Here is a 17755-nt window from a genome sequence, read left to right as displayed (position 1 = left end):
TACGCACTTTGGTATCAGTAGATTGGTGGCCTTATTCGTTAATGTTTAGCCGCTACTGATGCCTAAATGGATTATCCGATTCTTGTACGTAATCACTATCCAACGATTTCTGAGCTTTGAGCACCTCAACTGACGCTAATTCCCATGAGTGACCAAGACATTAATCGCTTTTAAGTACGATACCGCCTTCATCAAATCCATGGCAGACAACCTTAAACAAATTCGACGTTTATCGAGTCAGCTAAGTCAATATAGCGCCTTTTCTTTGGCACATTTCTCCCGGGGCGATCCTAGTAACCGACGTTATCCCGCTGCTTTTGTTGGTTCAACTGCGAAGATTTGAGTTTAGATTTTTCGCGCAAGTTTGCTTATTAGGCTAATTGGTGGTTTGTATTTACCTCAAGAAAATTAGTTATAGTGCCTAATATCTGCTGACATGGATATGAATAATGGCGTGTGGTATTGAGGATTTGTAACGCTTCCCTTTGGGGATTACTTTCTTTGACTGATCGCAAACTTGATGATCACCAGATGAGTTAACTCGGATAACTTTCAGATACTTATCATCAAATTTGGTGTGTACGTACACGTCACAAAAGCCTTGAACACCAGATTTGTTTAACTGCTTTAGCACTTGTTTCTTGATCTTTTTTGCTACAGTGTAACGCTCTGCGTCATCAGCAAAAGCTGAGAATGCGTGAAAGAAACAAAAGAGGAAGATTAGTAAAGATTTCATGTGGTCACCTCCTCTACCACCTTACTTATTGCAAGGTGGCGTGGTGAGACTAGATGACCGTTTTACGACGAGGCACTTTAATTATCATGCGAAAGCCATACGTTAATGGGCTTTCTTTCCGGATTTCGATTTAAACCCTTGGTGTGGAAATACATTTCTAATGCGTTGCTGGACCTTTTTAGGAACTTGCTTAGAGAACACAAGTTTAGTCCCGGTACGTTGTTGATACACTTTCAACTCCCCATCAAAAGGCGTTCTTTCCGCAATCTCTAAGACATTGTGGCGAAAGCTTGGTGGGAAATGGCCTTTCTCGCTTTCTAATTTACCGTTTACGAACTTCGCTTTCAAAATCGGTCTATCGACGGCGACTAACCAAAAAGTAACGACCGCAGCAATGACAATCACATACAACATACAACCCCCTTAATCTAACAGCTTACTTAAATCTTCTTTCAAGCTACTGACCGTCTTACTCGCTTTTTCGCTGCGCGATGCCTCGGTGAGTAAGTATTCGATAGCGTCTGATAAGGTACACCCCAGCTCATTGGCGCGATAAGACAGCTTCTCCCATACACGATAATCAAGATCGATGGACTTCTTCTTGGTGTGGATTTGTTCTGCATTGAAGTGACGCTTTCTTTTGGCTCGGATCGCTTGCTTTAACTTGATGTCCAACTCAGGCGACATGTGCTTGTCTATCCATTCGAGAACTTTTACTGGCTCGTGCTGGATTTGCTGAAGAGACTTAACAGCGGTCTCGGCTTCACTTCGATCTACATAGCGTGTAATCGACTCACCGGCCTTCCACTTGTTGATGAGATAAGTCCACTTCCATCCGCATTCCAAGTTTTCCAATTGTTGATATTTCATGTCAGCCGTTCCCTAGTCGTTCTTCCCCTAACCGTTTGAGTGACAGCGTAACTCACAACGCGCTGAGTTGAAAGTGATTTGTGAGCAAATTAAGAGCAAGATCAATGACACAATACGTTATTGCCCGTTATGCCCCCCGATGTGTAACTTATACATGTTCCCCCTATATAAGCCAGGCAGTTTTCTATATAATTCCACTCCATTTTTTAATAAAACAATTGGATTTCAATGAAGCAAGAAAGCTGGCGCACCGTGACCCCACACTATGATCATTTTGACGCAGTGTTGGCTCAATTCTCGACTCTACCGCAAGTGAGTTTTCTCGATATTCAAACGCGCCTTAAGCAGACATTGAACACGTTTTGCAAACTGGAACACTATCGTTGCCTAGTGCTTAATGCACCGGATAATGCACACTACCGAAGCCTGCTGAAGCAATCCCTTCACAAGATTGATGAGTCCAAACAGGTTCTATGCTCTGAGTCCATTGACGCATCCTCACTTTTGGGTCACTACAGTTGCAATGAATCTGGTGACGTTGTCACACAGATAAAAGGTCAACTTCAACAAGCCACTGACGACGGAATCGTCATTATCTCTGCCAACTTGCTACTAGCTCACCCTGTTCATTGGCCAGCAATCAAGTCCGCGATAATGGGAGAGTCTTACCCGCTGATCAATAGCAACCCCGCGCGCCCTGCGAATCAAGCCCCTACGGCAGTAGCCCAAGCGAAACTCATCGTATTGGGCGATCAACACCAACTCACTGAGCTCGAATACCTAGAACCAGAGCTTTTTAGCCGCCTGGCGATGTACAGCGAGGTGGAGCTAGATGTTGCTCTCAACCAAGCGTCCATCGAACGTTACTTGGGTTATCTCTCCTGGTTATCGACACAGTACCAACTTCCAAGCTTGGAGGTAGATGCGGTTAAGCGCGTCATGGTTGCCGGTGCAAGGCACACGGAAGACCAAAGCTTTATGCCACTTGATGTGAGTTGGTATCAATCGATTATTAAAGAGGCACTGCTATTTTCTAACAGCGATGTCATCACTGCCAACGACATAGACAGTGCGATTGATGCTAAGTACCAGCGTGAGTCATATCTTTGCGAGCGCGCCCTGTCGGACATCACCGAGGGACAAGTCGTGATTGAAACGCAAGGTGAGTGTGTTGGCCAAGTGAACGGACTCACTGTGATTGATGTCCCAGGACACCCGCTCTCATATGGTGAGCCGGCGCGTATCTCTTGCGTGATTCATTTTGGTGATGGCGACATCTCTGATGTAGAGCGAAAGGCCGAGCTAGGCGGCAATTTACACGCGAAAGGCATGATGATCATGCAAGCGTTCGTCAGCAGCGCACTCAATCTCGATGAACCACTGCCATATTCCGCGTCTGTCGTGTTTGAGCAGTCGTACAGCGAAGTGGATGGTGACAGTGCGACTCTCGCTGAGCTCTGCTCTTTTGTCAGTGCCCTTTCCGAGTACCCTATTAATCAGCAAATTGCCGTAACGGGTGCGGTCGACCAGTTTGGCCGTGTTCAGGCGGTCGGTGGATTAAACGAGAAAATCGAAGGTTTTTATCACGTCTGTAAGCACCAGGGATTCACCGGGCATCAAGGCGTCATTTTACCTAAGACGAATTTAAAACACTTAGCGCTTCACAAAGACGTCATAGAAAGTATCAAGAATAATGAGTTCCATATTTGGTCGGTGTCTACGGTTGATGAGGCCATCCCGTTGATCATGGGTAAGCCCTTCCGAGGAGACGACGAGTCGAGCGTTATTAGCAAAATCGCTGAGCGTATAGAGAGCTTTGAGCGCCATGACCAACCCCTAAGCTTAATGGACAAGATCAAGAGTTGGCTTAGCTAAAGCTTTCTTTTCGTCACATTTTTACTGATCGGAGTTGTTTAGCGTACACGTGTTCACTAACATGCTGCTATCAAAATTTGGAGTAATTGATAATGCAAAACAAACGAGATTCTTATAACCGCGAAGATTTACTGGCATCAAGTCAAGGTGAGCTGTTCGGACCGGGCTACCCTCAGCTTCCTGCACCGAACATGCTAATGATGGATCGCGTCACTAAGATGTCTGAAACAGAAGGTGATTTTGGTAAAGGTTTGATTCTGGCAGAGCTTGATATTACTCCTGACCTTTGGTTCTTTGATTGCCACTTCCCTGGTGACCCAGTGATGCCAGGCTGTCTTGGTCTTGATGCGATGTGGCAATTGGTTGGTTTCTTCCTCGGCTGGGTTGGCGGTAAAGGCAAAGGCCGTGCACTTGGCGTGGGTGAAGTGAAATTCACCGGTCAAATTCTCCCAACAGCGAAGAAAGTGACGTACGAAATTCACATGAAGCGCGTTGTTAACCGTAAGCTTGTTATGGGTCTAGCGGATGGTCGCGTACTTGTCGACGGTAAAGAGATTTACGTAGCGAAAGATCTTAAAGTTGGTCTTTTCCAAGATACGTCTGCTTTCTAACATTCTAAATCTTTTCTCTAGCGACTCACTCGAGTCGCTTTTTTGTGCTCAATCTGGTTAGTTATAGTGCACTAAATATCTACGATAAAGCCCCTTTCGGGGCTTAGTTCCTTGCAGTATGTGGGTTAAGAGTTATTTATAGAGACCTGACTGCTTGTCGTCCCTGGCATCACGCCAACCACCGAGCCAATACGACCGAGCATCCATCTGCTGATACGGGCAGGCTTCCATTGAGCGGCCATTAAGCCCCGCTTTGTACCCTTGAGATTGAGCTCGCTCTAAGCGGTCACGCTTTTGTCTCTTCATAGTGTCGTCCTCATACATACGGTGTTTCTTAACGTACTACTATTAACTTTTCATGGAGTTTTTGTGATTCCACGATTAAGAATCGTCGATCATCGGCACTTTAACAAGGTATAAAAAAAGCACAGCGTCAAAATTGTGAGGCTGTGCTCTAGTTTACAATTTAACCTACTTTCTACGGAACCCTAGGAATGAAAGTAGCATTAAAGCAAAGAAACCTAGTGAAGCGCCTTGACGGTCGACTTTGTCGGATTCAGACGCTGGGCGTTTCTCTATATCTCGCTCGGCATAAGTATCGCTCGAGAGAGGCACTAATTTCACTGCGACGATTTCACTGCCACTTTCGCAAGAAGAGGCTATAGAGTAGCTAGAAAAGCCACCAGCACAATAATAGGCCGTGCCGGAAATGACACCAGCATCATTGATATCAGTCGCATCCAGTATTCTGTATTCATTGTTAAAACTTGGATCGCTTGATGTGTAGGTCAAATCATCTAGGTAATAACTGGATGTAATCGGTGTACTGTTACTGGCATCTAATGTCGTGATAAAAGCACGTTGCGCCCTTGGTTTACCGTTGTATTCTCGATGCGTTTCAAAATCGACTGCGCCCACGACTAAGTCATCATTATTGATGCCGCCCGCTTTTCCGTTTGCGCCATAGAATAGGACACTATCATTAAAAATCGTCGCTTTGGGTGACGATACATCGCCCACGTAGAACAGGCCATTAGAGTAGGAGCCGTTGACCACCACGTCTCTCATTTTGTAAGTGCCGACGGCTTTTCCGTTGTTATTCACAGCGGAAACGACCGAGTTCAAGTAATTGCTAATATTTCTATCGCCAGAGTCAAAACCCGAAACAAACTGACTCGACCAACTACCCGAACTGTTACGCGAGAAGACCGCGGCTCTAAGGTATTCGTCGGAGTCACTGTTATAACCAACAGCGTAAATAGAACCGTTAATTAAAGCGATATCTCTTGCCGCACCTTGGGGTTGAATACGATCATTTGAAGCAGCACCAATCCATCCAATCTGTTTTGCTGTACCATTTTCCCAAATTGTAGCTTTAGATGTGTAATCTACCGAGTTCGATGCCAAGCTCGAAACACTACCCACGACGTAATTAATACTATCATTACTCAGAGACTTCCAAGCACGTGAGCTCGCTCCGTCTTCAAAAATAGAGCTTCCAAAAAATGCGGTATTGCGTCTGTCACCCGTTTGATAGTTACCAACGGCTTCCTCAGTATCCGTAATCGCGTTAACGATAACGTTCCCTTCTGATGCAAATAGTTGTGTGCCTTCGAGAAAGCTGACTGAATTCCAGATATCACCATCTTGCTCTTTTTTATACCCATAGGTGTACTGGTTGGTCGCCCAGTTCTCGCACAACGTATCCGCATACCCTAGATAGTTGTAACAATAGTTTCTAAAGTTAGACCAAATATCATCACCGGAATCAATGTAATCAAAACCAAAACGAGTCAAGAACGGCGACTCATAGCGGTACTCAAAACCTTCGTTGTATTGCTTACCCTCGTAGGCAATTTTATGTTCCGTCTCGTGAGTGAGTAGACAGTCATCTGCCTCCCAACAATCTACGCCGGATGCTGATGGCTGGATTGCAACACCGAAACTCTTCGCAGAATTACCATCTGAATAATGAAATACCTGATACAACGCCGCATTAGCACTAAATGCCGCCGATACCGTGGCGGCAATCATGGATATTTTGAAGATCTTACTACTCATCGTATTGTTTAACTTTCCTGTTGCATTGCCTCGAGCTCTTCCCAACGCTCGAAAGCAACGTCTAACTCTTGCTCTGTATGAGCGAGCTTATCTAAAATCGTTTGTGTTTGCTCAGTCGGTTTGGCGAAGAAATTTGGGTCATTCACCTGCCCTTGTAGCGCTTCAATTTGCGCCTCGAGCTCTTCCAACTTAGCGGGTAAGGCTTCTAATTCTCGCTGCAGTTTATAAGATAACTTCTTCGGCTTTGCCTTAGTGACTGCAGATTTGGGAGTTTCCTCAACTTGTTTGACTGCTTTTGCTGAATTTTCCACCACACGGGCTTGATGCGCTTGTACTCTTTGTTGCTGGGCATCGTGATAGCCACCAACAAACTCTTCAATCACACCATTACCTTCAAAGATCCAACTGGTCGTCACTGTGTTATCAACAAACTGACGATCGTGGCTCACTAAAAGCAACGTACCCTGATAGTTGGCAAGCAAATCTTCTAAAAGTTCCAGAGTTTCGATATCCAAATCGTTGGTGGGTTCATCCAGCACTAATAAATTGTTCGGTCTGAGGAAGATACGCGCTAGAAGTAGCCGATTTTTTTCACCGCCAGAGAGCGCTTTTACCGGTGTACGCGCGCGTTTTGGTGCAAACAAAAAATCTTGCAGGTAGCTCAGTGCGTGCCTTGGCTTTCCGCCGACCATCACCTCTTGTTTACCATCAGCAAGGTTGTCGATCACCGTCTTTTCCGGATCTAGAATTTCTCGATACTGGTCAAAGTATGCGACTTCCAGTTTAGTTCCGCAGTGGAGTTTACCGCTATCAGGCTGTAAAGAGCCAAGTAACAGCTTGAGAAGCGTACTCTTCCCGCATCCATTCGGCCCAACCAATGCAATCCGATCGCCACGCATGATATTGAAAGAGAAATCGCGGACAATTGGGTTACCCTCAATCGAGTAGTTGATGTTCTGCGCTTCGAAAACAATTTTTCCTGAACGCGAAGCGTCATCAATCTGGATATTCGCTTTACCCTGCACTTCTCGCCTATCGAGACGCTCCTCGCGTAACTTTTTCAGCGCACGAACACGTCCTTCGTTACGCGTACGACGGGCTTTGATGCCCTGACGAATCCAAACCTCTTCTTGCGCCAGTTTCTTATCAAACTCTGCGTTTTGCATCTCCTCAACGCGCAACATCTCTTCTTTTTCCACGAGATAGTTGTCGTAGTCACCGGGAAACGAGGCAAGCTGACCGCGATCGAGATCGACGATGCGTGTCGCCATAGATTTGATAAAAGCGCGGTCGTGAGAGATAAAGATGATGGAACCACGAAAATCTTTAAGGAAGGTTTCTAACCACTCAATCGTGGTCACATCGAGATGGTTAGTCGGCTCATCAAGCAGCAATACATCGGGATCACGCACTAAAGCGCGCGCCAATGCGGCTTTGCGCTGCCACCCCCCCGACAAGTCGGTCAATTTAGTGTGGCCATCAAGTTTAAGCGCGGCTAAGACGTTTTTAATCCTGTCTTCGAAACGCCACGCACCTGTGTGTTCAAGTTGCTCCTGAATACGGGCCAACTTATTGATGTTTTGCTCAGATGGATCAACCGCTAGTAGATCGAGCTGATCTTGGTAGATCTTAATTTGCTCACCAATTTCAGCCAGTCCACCCGCGACATAATCAAACACGGTGCCTTCTTGATTTCGTGGCGGATCTTGCTCAAGACGCGATACCACCACATCTTGCGTGACGGTCAGTTTACCGTCGTCAAGCAGCACTTCGCCCGCGAGCACTTTCATGAGAGTCGATTTACCAGCGCCATTTCGCCCAACCAAACAGACACGCTCATTGTCTTGTAATGCGAAGTCTGCGTGGTCAAGTAAAGGGTGATCACCGTAAGCGAGTAATCCGTTATTGATGGTAAGTAATGCCATTATTCTCTAACCATTGAATCAGTTGTTGTTTGTCAAAGGGCCAATTAAGCTCACTCTCGTTTGCGCGAAGCACAGGAATAGTGACGCCGTAACGAGAGAAGAGCTTATCGTCGAACGCGATATCGACGTGCTCAACGAGACGGTCAATGCCGACACTTTGACAGAGCGAAAACGCCATCTCACAGAGATGGCATCCTTCAGTGCTGTATAAGGTAATCATCGATGCTATCTATCCTTGTTCATACACCGAGTTTACTGGCGATGCGTGATCAACCAGCAGTTATGAATCTGTTTATTGCGTGCGAAGTCCATCGGCAAGGTTTGGTGTGAGATATTCTTTGCCTCCAAACCAAGCTCGGACAACGCATCATTGTCCATCTTAAAGTGACGCTTGTTATTGGAGAACACAATCGTACCGTCAGTGCGCAATAGGCGTTTCAACTGGCTCATCAGTTGAATGTGATCTCTTTGCACATCGAACGACTGCTCCATGCGCTTTGAGTTCGAAAACGTCGGGGGATCAATGAAGATGAGATCAAACTGAGCCGTCGATTTCTCAAGCCATTGCAAACAATCGGCTTGCTCAAAACGGTGTTGACGCCCCACTTGACCATTCAACGCCATGTTCTCTTTCGCCCAATCTAAATAGGTTTTGGACATGTCGACGGTGGTGGTCGACTTTGCACCACCACACGCGGCGTGGACGGTCGCAGAACCTGTGTACGCAAACAAGTTCAGGAAGTCCTTACCCTTTGCCATCTCTCCCAGTCTGCGACGTGTGATTTTATGATCTAAAAACAGGCCGGTATCGAGATAATCATGCAGGTTCACAAACAGCTTCACGCCGTACTCGGAAACCTCCATTTTTCGCGACTCTTGCGAAAGCTTCTGATATTGAGCGCGCCCTTTCTGCTTCTCACGCACTTTGAGCACGACTTTATTCGCATCGGTCCCCGTCACTTCAATCGTCGCTCGAATAATGTCGGTTAGACGTCGCTTTGCCGTTTCCTCTGGAATGCTTTTAGGCGCAGCATACTCTTGAATCACGAGGTGATCACAGTACACGTCAATCGCCACGTTGTAATCCGGCAAATCTGCATCGTAGACGCGATAGCAATCAAGCTCTTCTTTACGCGCCCACTTACCAATTTTCACGAGATTCTTTTTGAGTCGATTTGAAAAGTCAGGTGCAATACTGCTTTGACGAGTCTCACCCGACTCTGCATCTTTACGTGACTCTGCTGATCGAGCTGAAATCGAGTAGTTCTTTTGGTGACAGGGTAATGCACCATTATTTAACTTAAACTGTTTCTCTGCACGCATGCGTAAACAGCTAAGCAACTCATCAGAGCTTGAGAATATTGACGCGTGACAGCCACCAAATTCCGCCTTCAACTGGGCGCCGAACGCCGTATAAAGCGCAATTAAGCCAGGATGCGTACCTAGACGTTCACCGTAAGGTGGGTTACAGATCACGACTCCAGAATCGAAATCCGCTGGGCGTGTCACTTTTGCTGCGTCACCCATCTCAAAGTGGATCAATCCATCAACACCCGCGCGCCGGGCATTATCTTTGGCAATCTGAATCACGCGGCTATCGTTATCAAATCCGTAAAACTTAGAGTCAACTTTCTTGACACCACGACGAGCTTGAACCGCCGCTTCAGATTTAATTTCCGCCCACACTTCAGGTTCGAAATCTTCTAAGGATTCAAAGCCCCACTTTGCGCGTTTGACGCCTGGCGCCATGTTGGCTGCCATCATCGCAGCTTCTATCAGCAAGGTGCCAGAGCCACACATAGGATCAAGCAAGTTACTACCTGCTTGCCAACCACTGCGGCCGATAATGGCTGCCGCGAGTGTCTCACGCAATGGCGCTCGGCCAGATTCGCTTCGGTAGCCCCGTTGGTGTAAGCCGCTACCGACCATATCAATACCTAACAAGGCTTTATCTTTGTGTAAGCGGACATGGATACGAAGATCACTATGATCTTTACTGATCGACGGTCTCGGTAAGTTTTTCTTTTCAAAGCAATCGACAACCGCATCTTTGACCTTCATCGCACCATACTGGCTGTTACGAATCTCGCGGTTTGTGCCGTTAAAATCCACGACAAACTTCTTTGAGCTGTGGAAATGGTTGACCCAGTTGACCGCAGAGGCAGCAAGGTAAAGATCCATATCATCATTACAGGTGAACTCTGAAAGCACGCGAACAAAACGTGAGGCCAAACGGCTCCATAGACACACACGATACACTTGCTCATTCGTGGCTTTAAAGCGAACCCCTGCCTGAACAGGTTTCGCGTTCTCTATTCCCAAGTTCGTCAGCTCTTCAACTAACAGGTTCTCCATACCATTGGATGTAACCGCAAGATATTGATGCATAGTGATGTTTATTTCTTTAAAAAATGACCCGGCATTATAACCGACATTCGTACATTGCGTTACTCCCTGCGCACTTTATCTCACTTAATTACTACGTTAATCGATGATTCATTCACCACTCATCCTGTTTATGGTGCTCCGAACGGCATACCCATGATTTGTCGTACCTAATCCAACTTCACTTTTTGCAAGCAACGACGCTACGTACCTTTAAAGCGAAGTGAATACTTATTTACACTCAAATTGGTATATACCAGATAGCATTTTCAGTGTAATTTTATTTCAGAAATGCCTCAATAGAGGAATTTTTCGTTGAATTTGATGATTGTAAGGGTTCAGAGCGCGTGGTTTAACTGGTCACTTGTTGAGCAAAACTGGCAACTAACTCACACTTGTGAGACAGATAAACGTTCAAAATTAAGACAAAAAAAATCGGCGCTTGGCCGATGGAAATGAAAAATGAATCAAAGGAATGAATACAACAAGGAGGCTAACAGCTACCCCACCAGCGCCATAGGCTGCGTTTGAAACTGTTGGTTGGCCACACGCATGCGATCATGCATCACCTTAATGGCTTGGCCAAACTGGAGTGATTTAGAAGGGTTGAGGTGAAATGCTTCGAGACTGACCTGGGCACACAAGCTGGCGCTATCCCCAACTTCCAAAACAATAAAATAACCTTGGCTAAACTGATTCGACAGATAGACAAAATCGCCCTCTTCAAGGGGTTGTTCACCGTCAGAAATATTGTCGAAAAACCAACTCTTCGGCTGAACCGGTTTGTGGAAACGCTTAGCCGCTACACAGTAGAGTGCGAGCTCAGCTTGACGCGGTTCACTAAGACCAAGGAGAGAGATTTGCTCTTTGTACGTTTGAAATGCAGACGCATCATCAACGCTAAATTCGTTAACGCCAACGGCACAGTCTACGATAAGTTTGCGGGAAAGGTTGGTTTTGAAGACCATGTTGTCACCGAGATCGAGCATAAGGTGCCCTTCGGTGTCATCATAGTACCAAGTCCATTTGTCACTGGGTTTAAGCATCGTTCCGTCTCTTCGCCTGATGGGTTTAGGTAAAACGCTTAATTACCTTTCCAAGTCTTAAGGCTGATTTTATGCACTCATTGGCAAAAAAAAAGAGGAAATGAATTCTCATTTCCTCTTAGATTGCTCGATTTATAGTGACATATTTATCAGGTGACGGCGTCACTCTATCCAGAAATACAGCGACTAATTATAGATTTTTAACAATGTCTTTCACTAAGCCAGGGCCGTGGTAGATAAAACCAGAATAAACTTGTACTAGCTTTGCCCCTGCCATCAGTTTTTCTTTGGCGGCGACATATGAGTCGATACCACCCACACCAATCACAGGGATCGCATCCCCCAGCTCTTCATGTAAACGTCGAACGACTTCGGTGCTGCGAGATTGCACTGGACGACCACTTAGGCCCCCTGCTTCGTTGGCGTATTTCATTCCTTCCACAATCGATCGGTCGAGAGTCGTGTTAGTCGCAATGACACCATCGATGTTGTTCTTAAGGAGCGACTGACAGATCTGGCTGATCTCATCATCGCTCAGATCCGGTGCGATCTTAAGTGCTAATGGCACGTACTTACTGTGTTTTTCAGCAAGCTCCGCTTGTTTGGCTTTGAGTTCACTCAATAATTCATCGAGCGCTTCACCATATTGCAACGAACGTAGTCCCGGAGTGTTTGGTGAGGAGATGTTGACGGCAATATAACCCGCATATTGGTAAACCTTCTCCATACAGATTAGGTAGTCATCGGCGCCTTTTTCGATCGGTGTGTCTTTATTCTTGCCGATATTGATACCAAGTAAGCAGTCATACTTGGCTTTTTTAACATTCTCGACAAGATTATCGACGCCGAGATTGTTGAAACCCATGCGGTTGATGATCCCTTGTGCTTCAACAAGACGGAACAAACGCGGCTTGTCGTTACCCGGTTGCGGACGTGGTGTTACCGTCCCTACTTCGACAAAACCAAAACCCATGGCATCAAAGGCTTCAATACATTCGCCATTTTTGTCCAGACCCGCTGCAAGGCCTACTGGGTTGCGAAAAGTCAGACCCATGCACTCGACTGGGCGATGCGGGAGTTGCTGTCTGTAGAAAAGATCCAATGGTGTGCCGGTAAAACGTTTGAAGTTTTCAATGGCGAGATCGTGTGCCTTCTCGGCATCAAGTTGGAAAAAGCCAGCTCTGGCAAGACGGTAAAGCATTGTGCCTCCGAAAGAAAAAAGCCCCGTATAAACGGGGCAGTATTATTCAACGTTTTACCGAATAATTCAACGATTAACGCAAACGGTTACTCATTGGCAGAGCAGTTTAGGTTGAGGAGCATCAATTCACGCAATGCGACTGAGAACTTGGCGAATTCATGCACAGCCCCCACTTTAAACTCGTTGAGAATATTTTCCCATCGATGCAGCGACACTTCGTTTTTCTCAATCCAATCATCGAGTGCTTTCATTACATCAAGATCTTTCGGATCGCAGTTGCAACTCAACACTTGCCCAGTTAACTGACGTTGCTGCCAATCAAGATCTTCTCTAAATGCTGCGCGAGCCAAGGCTTGCCAGTGGTTGTCCACGGCTTGAGTATTGATTTGTTTCAAGAACCAGTGGAGAGACAAACGATCGCCCAAGTTGTAGTAGAGTTTTGCACTTTGCTCAACCGATTTGCCTTTTTCACGAGCCACTGTGGATATATCCAGTACTGAGTAGAGGCTCGACAAACGTGCAACATAACTCGCCAACGCTTCAGATACGCCCTGCTCAATCCAACGGGTTGCCATCTGATTGTGCTCTTCGACTTCCGCCGGAACCAACATGGTATCAAGTTGCTGTTTGATGGTTTCTACGTCTGCTTTATAGAGATCAATCATGGCTTTGACACATTGGCGACCAGTACGATTACGGATCAACCAACGTGACAGACGGCGCAGCGTACGTCTGACATAAAACATCATGTCATACTGAGCGTCGGTCGAAGCATGGTTATCAAGAGCACGAAGTTGAGTGAACACATCACCCAAACCGAAGATCTCACGCGCGGCGACATACGCATTGGTAATGTCGACGACATGCGCCCCCGTCTCCTCACGGAGTCGAGTCACAAAGTTGCACCCCATCTCATTCACCATTTGATTGGCGAGCATGGTGGCAATGATTTCGGCTTTGAGTGGATGGTTGTCCATCTGCTGAGCATAGTTACGGCGTAACTCTGTTGGGAAGTATTGGATCAGTTGCTGCGCATGTACCTGATCATTGGCAATGTCGTCATGCACCAATTCTTCTTTCAGAACCATCTTGCCATACGCCACCAGCACAGAGAGCTCAGGACGAGTCAGCGCTTTACCCTGCTTTTCTCGCTCTAACAAGGTTTCATCGTCAGGAATGTACTCTAACGCTCGATCCAGTTGACCTGCTTTTTCTAACGTATGGATAAAGCGAATTTGTTCCTTAACCAGTGATGTACCTTGGTGTTCGGTGACAGAGATCGATTCAGATTGGCAATACGCATCTTCAAGGACAATCTCACCGACCTCATCTTCCATCGACTCTAGGATTTGATTGCGCTGCTTAACCGTTAAGTCACCATTCGCCACCAATCCGTTGAGGAAGATCTTAATGTTGACCTCATTGTCCGAGCAATCAACACCGCCGACGTTATCAACAAAGTCAGTATTGACGCGGCCACCTTTCAACGCGTACTCCACTCGACCGAGTTGAGTCATGCCCAAGTTGCCACCTTCACCGACCACTTTAGCGCGTAGATCTCGTCCATCAATACGCAATACATCGTTCGCACGGTCACCGACATCCGAATGCGTCTCCTTAGACGATTTCACATAAGTACCGATACCGCCGTTCCACAACAAATCGACTTTCATTTGCAGGATCAGTTTGATCAGTTCATTCGGTGCAGCGGACGCTTTCTTCACCCCTAGCATTTTTTGGATCTCAGGGGAAAGTGGAATAGACTTCGACTTGCGAGAGAACACACCGCCGCCTTTGGAGATAAGTTCCGGATTGTAATCTTCCCAACTTGAACGCGGTAGATTAAACAAACGTTGGCGCTCTTCCCAACTGCTTGCAGAATCAGGATCAGGGTCGATGAAAATATGCAAATGGTTAAAGGCAGCCTGCAAGCGGATATGCTTCGATAGCAGCATGCCATTACCAAAGACATCCCCCGCCATATCACCCACACCAATCGCGGTAAAATCGGTCGTTTGACAGTTGATGCCCATTTCACGGAAATGTCGTTTGACCGATTCCCAACCACCCTTAGCCGTAATGCCCATTGCTTTGTGATCGTAACCGTTCGAACCACCAGAGGCAAACGCATCCCCTAGCCAGAAGTTATATTCTGCGGAGACTGAGTTCGCCAAATCCGAGAACGTCGCGGTGCCTTTATCCGCTGCAACAACAAGATACGGGTCATCCTCATCATGACGCACGACATGACTTGGCGCGATGACTTCCCCTTCAATGATGTTGTCAGACACATCAAGCAGTGCACGAATAAAGCGTTTGTAACAGCGCTGACCTTCAGCAAAGATTTCGTCACGACCGCTCAGTGTGTGTTGACGTTTACAGACGAAACCTCCTTTCGCGCCCACCGGCACAATCACGGTGTTTTTCACTTGCTGCGCTTTTACCAAACCTAAAATCTCGGTACGGAAATCTTCTTGACGATCAGACCAACGTAACCCACCTCGCGCGACTTTTCCGCCACGCAAGTGAACACCTTCAATGTCCGGCGCATAAACGAAAATTTCAAAAGCCGGAACCGGCTGAGGAATATCTGGAATCTTACGCGGCTGAAGTTTTAACGAGAGCCAAGGTTTAGGCTGGTTTTGGTCATCCACTTGATAGTAGTTGGTGCGAACCGTCGCGGTGATCATTTCCATGTAACGACGGATGATGCGGTCATCGTCCAAGCTTTCAACGTGATCAAGCTGCTCAGTCATTTTCTCGACTAAGTCCACTTGTCCTTTTTTGCTGCCTTTGAATTTAGGATCAAAGCGCTTAGCAAACAGCGTGACTAGGCCTTTGGCAAGATCAGGGTAATGGCTCAGTGTTTCTTCAATGTACTGTTGGCTAAATGGGAAGCCGACTTGACGCATGTATCGAGCGTAAGCGCGTAGAATCGAGACTTCACGACCAGTTAACGAAGCGCCAAGAACCAATCGGTTAAAGCCATCGCTCTCTAAGTCTCCCGCCCAGATTGACGCAAAGGCTTGTTGGAAACGATCGCGTGCGACGCGAAGATCAACGGTTTTCTCACTCTTATGCAGCATCGAAAAATCGAGGATCCAATAAACTTGTCCGTTGGCTTTATGCACTTCGTACGGAGATTCACCAATGACGCGCAGCCCCAAGTTTTCCAACATCGGCATGACATCCGAAAGATGAATCGGCTCATCACGGTGGTATAGTTTGAGTCTCACCGATTTCGAATCTTTGGCCAGCTCTTGCGGACGATAGAACAACATACCCAGTTTGTTGTCGTCACTGAGCGCTTCGAGGCGCTCAATATCGGCGACGGCCGAGCCTGGCATCACATCTTCTTTATAGGATCGTGGGAAAGCGCGGTTGTACTCTTTCGACAACGGCAACCCTTTACTCTCTCCAAAGTTCGCAACGATCGCATCAGAGAGACGATCATCCCAAGTCGACGATGCTTCCATTAAGTTTTGCTCTATAGTTTTCACATCAATGTCCATGTTGTTGTTGTCAACACGAACGATGTAGTGGGTTCTTGCCAGTGGGCTTTCAGAGAAGTAAGTGGTGAACTCCACTTCTTGCTCGCAACCAAAATACTGCTTCAAGATACGTTGAGTTTGACGACGCAGCTCGGTGTTGTAACGATCTTTCGTCACATAGACCATGCAGCTAAAGAAACGACCGAACGGGTCTTTGCGCACAAACAGACGCAACAAGTCACGGTCTTGCATCTGCACCACGCCCATACCGACTTCAAGTAACTCTTCTTCCTTGGCTTGGAGCAGTTCATCACGCGGATAGTTTTCTAGGATATTGTGTAGCGCTTTGTATGAGTAGGAACCTTCGCGATACCCGCTGGCTTTAAGGATTCGTTCAACCTTTTCACGAATCAGTGGAATGCTCGCCACACTTTGGTTGTACACCGCAGAAGTGTAAAGCCCAGTGAAACGATGCTCGCCAATCACTTTGCCATTCTCATCAAATTTTTTGATCCCGATGTAATCGGTATACGCAGGACGATGAATACGAGAAGCGACGTTTCCTTTGGTCACAATCAATAAAAAGGGTTTCTTCGCTTCGAGGCGCGCAGAATCAGGGAAATCAGACAGTTTCACGCTGCGCACACGATCCGGATTGGCAAACAAGCCCAGACCTTGTTCTTTGGTTGGGCGCAGTTCTGTATCGCCGTCTGTAGAGACGAGGTCATACTCTTTGTAACCCATGAAGGTGAAGTTGTGATCGCCAAGCCAACGCAAAAAGTTCAGTGTATCTTCATAGCGATCCCCTTCGACGGGAATATGATCTTTTTGTGCTTCCAGTTGGTTGGTCACTAATTCGAGTTTCTCAACCATTTGACGCCAATCTTTAACCACCATACCGGTATCGGTGAGAATTTTGATCAGCTCATCTTTGAGTGACGTCATCGCCGATTTGTCACTGAGTCTATCCACTTCGATATGAAACAGCGATTGCAACGCGCCCTCACCCTCATTGATCGATTTAATCACCCCTTTGGCACCGCGTTCGATTTGCGTTGGGCCATGTAACATCAGATGTGACGCCATGTCTAAACGGCTCAGCGCCATTTTGATTGAGTCGACAAGAAATGGACTGTCCGGGACAACAATTTCAACGATAGTGTGCGTCGATTGCCAACCTTGACGGCTTACCGTCGGGTTAAAGACGCGAACCGATATCTCATCGGGTTTCTTTTCATTGATGTGATGCCACAAACTGACGACCGCACCGTAGAGATCCGATTCGTTTCGTTCAATCAGGTCGTCTTGAGCAATATTACTGAACAGGTGTTGAGCAAGTTGAGTGACTAAAGGTTGATGAGCAAGCTCGAGTTTGTCTTGAATCAGCTTGTAGACTTTTTCAAGCAGAACCGGCATTAGGGTTTCACGCGCGGTCATATTCACACTCCACTATTAGAATTTTTTTAAGTAGGGGGATGTCGTAAGCATCGTTCTTTAGTTGTAAGAATAGTGCTTTACACGGGTAATGCCGCTTTATTGTAAAAGCTTTATTGA

General features: G+C 46.6%; 13 protein-coding genes. 2 read left to right on the top strand and 11 right to left on the bottom strand.

Annotated elements, in window-relative coordinates:
- Window positions 1-421: 421 nt before the first annotated feature.
- The 3 genes from AC6R10_RS17200 to matP form a co-directional block, all read right to left on the bottom strand.
- On the bottom strand, window positions 422-736 hold the full coding sequence (locus tag AC6R10_RS17200; protein WP_500631058.1) for a hypothetical protein: 315 nt from the start codon (window positions 734-736) through the stop codon (window positions 422-424).
- Between the two features lie 102 nt (window positions 737-838).
- Window positions 839-1150, bottom strand: coding sequence for a DUF3634 family protein (locus tag AC6R10_RS17195; protein ID WP_500673033.1), 312 nt, complete (start codon window positions 1148-1150; stop codon window positions 839-841).
- A gap of 9 nt (window positions 1151-1159) precedes the next feature.
- A complete protein-coding gene (gene matP / locus AC6R10_RS17190; protein ID WP_500631057.1) occupies window positions 1160-1606 on the bottom strand; it encodes a macrodomain Ter protein MatP in 447 nt (148 codons plus the stop codon).
- Window positions 1607-1834: 228 nt separating this feature from the next.
- Here matP and AC6R10_RS17185 point away from each other — a divergent pair, with 228 nt between their 5' ends.
- Both AC6R10_RS17185 and fabA read left to right on the top strand, forming a co-directional pair.
- Window positions 1835-3481: a S16 family serine protease gene (locus AC6R10_RS17185; RefSeq protein ID WP_500673032.1), complete on the top strand. Its 1647-nt coding sequence runs from the start codon at window positions 1835-1837 to the stop codon at window positions 3479-3481.
- A gap of 92 nt (window positions 3482-3573) precedes the next feature.
- Entirely contained in the window at window positions 3574-4092 is a 519-nt protein-coding gene (gene fabA / locus AC6R10_RS17180) for a bifunctional 3-hydroxydecanoyl-ACP dehydratase/trans-2-decenoyl-ACP isomerase (protein WP_004743352.1), read from the top strand.
- A gap of 132 nt (window positions 4093-4224) precedes the next feature.
- On the opposite strand, the gene rmf is transcribed toward fabA, so the two are convergent.
- The 8 genes from rmf to AC6R10_RS17140 form a co-directional block, all read right to left on the bottom strand.
- On the bottom strand, window positions 4225-4398 hold the full coding sequence (gene rmf / locus AC6R10_RS17175; protein WP_334555374.1) for a ribosome modulation factor: 174 nt from the start codon (window positions 4396-4398) through the stop codon (window positions 4225-4227).
- A 165-nt stretch (window positions 4399-4563) separates the two neighbouring features.
- Window positions 4564-6153, bottom strand: a complete 1590-nt coding sequence (locus tag AC6R10_RS17170; protein ID WP_500673031.1) for a DUF3466 family protein — start codon at window positions 6151-6153, stop codon at window positions 4564-4566.
- 8 nt (window positions 6154-6161) lie between these two features.
- On the bottom strand, window positions 6162-8078 hold the full coding sequence (locus AC6R10_RS17165; RefSeq protein ID WP_500673030.1) for an ABC transporter ATP-binding protein: 1917 nt from the start codon (window positions 8076-8078) through the stop codon (window positions 6162-6164).
- Window positions 8056-8298, bottom strand: a complete 243-nt coding sequence (locus tag AC6R10_RS17160) for a glutaredoxin family protein (RefSeq protein ID WP_487901995.1) — start codon at window positions 8296-8298, stop codon at window positions 8056-8058. Before AC6R10_RS17160 ends, AC6R10_RS17165 begins: the two co-directional genes overlap by 23 nt.
- 32 nt (window positions 8299-8330) lie before the next feature.
- On the bottom strand, window positions 8331-10466 hold the full coding sequence (rlmKL, locus tag AC6R10_RS17155; RefSeq protein WP_500673029.1) for a bifunctional 23S rRNA (guanine(2069)-N(7))-methyltransferase RlmK/23S rRNA (guanine(2445)-N(2))-methyltransferase RlmL: 2136 nt from the start codon (window positions 10464-10466) through the stop codon (window positions 8331-8333).
- Window positions 10467-10963: 497 nt separating this feature from the next.
- Window positions 10964-11509: a cell division protein ZapC gene (locus AC6R10_RS17150; protein ID WP_500673028.1), complete on the bottom strand. Its 546-nt coding sequence runs from the start codon at window positions 11507-11509 to the stop codon at window positions 10964-10966.
- A 190-nt stretch (window positions 11510-11699) separates the two neighbouring features.
- Window positions 11700-12710 (bottom strand): quinone-dependent dihydroorotate dehydrogenase, encoded by a 1011-nt coding sequence (gene pyrD, locus AC6R10_RS17145; protein ID WP_500673027.1) that lies wholly within the window; start codon window positions 12708-12710, stop codon window positions 11700-11702.
- Window positions 12711-12796: 86 nt separating this feature from the next.
- Window positions 12797-17638, bottom strand: coding sequence for an NAD-glutamate dehydrogenase (locus AC6R10_RS17140; protein WP_500673026.1), 4842 nt, complete (start codon window positions 17636-17638; stop codon window positions 12797-12799).
- Between the last annotated feature and the right edge of the window lie 117 nt (window positions 17639-17755).

The organism is Vibrio sp. R12-SG2-ISO1, from assembly GCF_059834045.1.
Note: the sequence above shows the minus strand (reverse complement) of the source record. Positions and strands in the feature narration are given on the sequence as shown.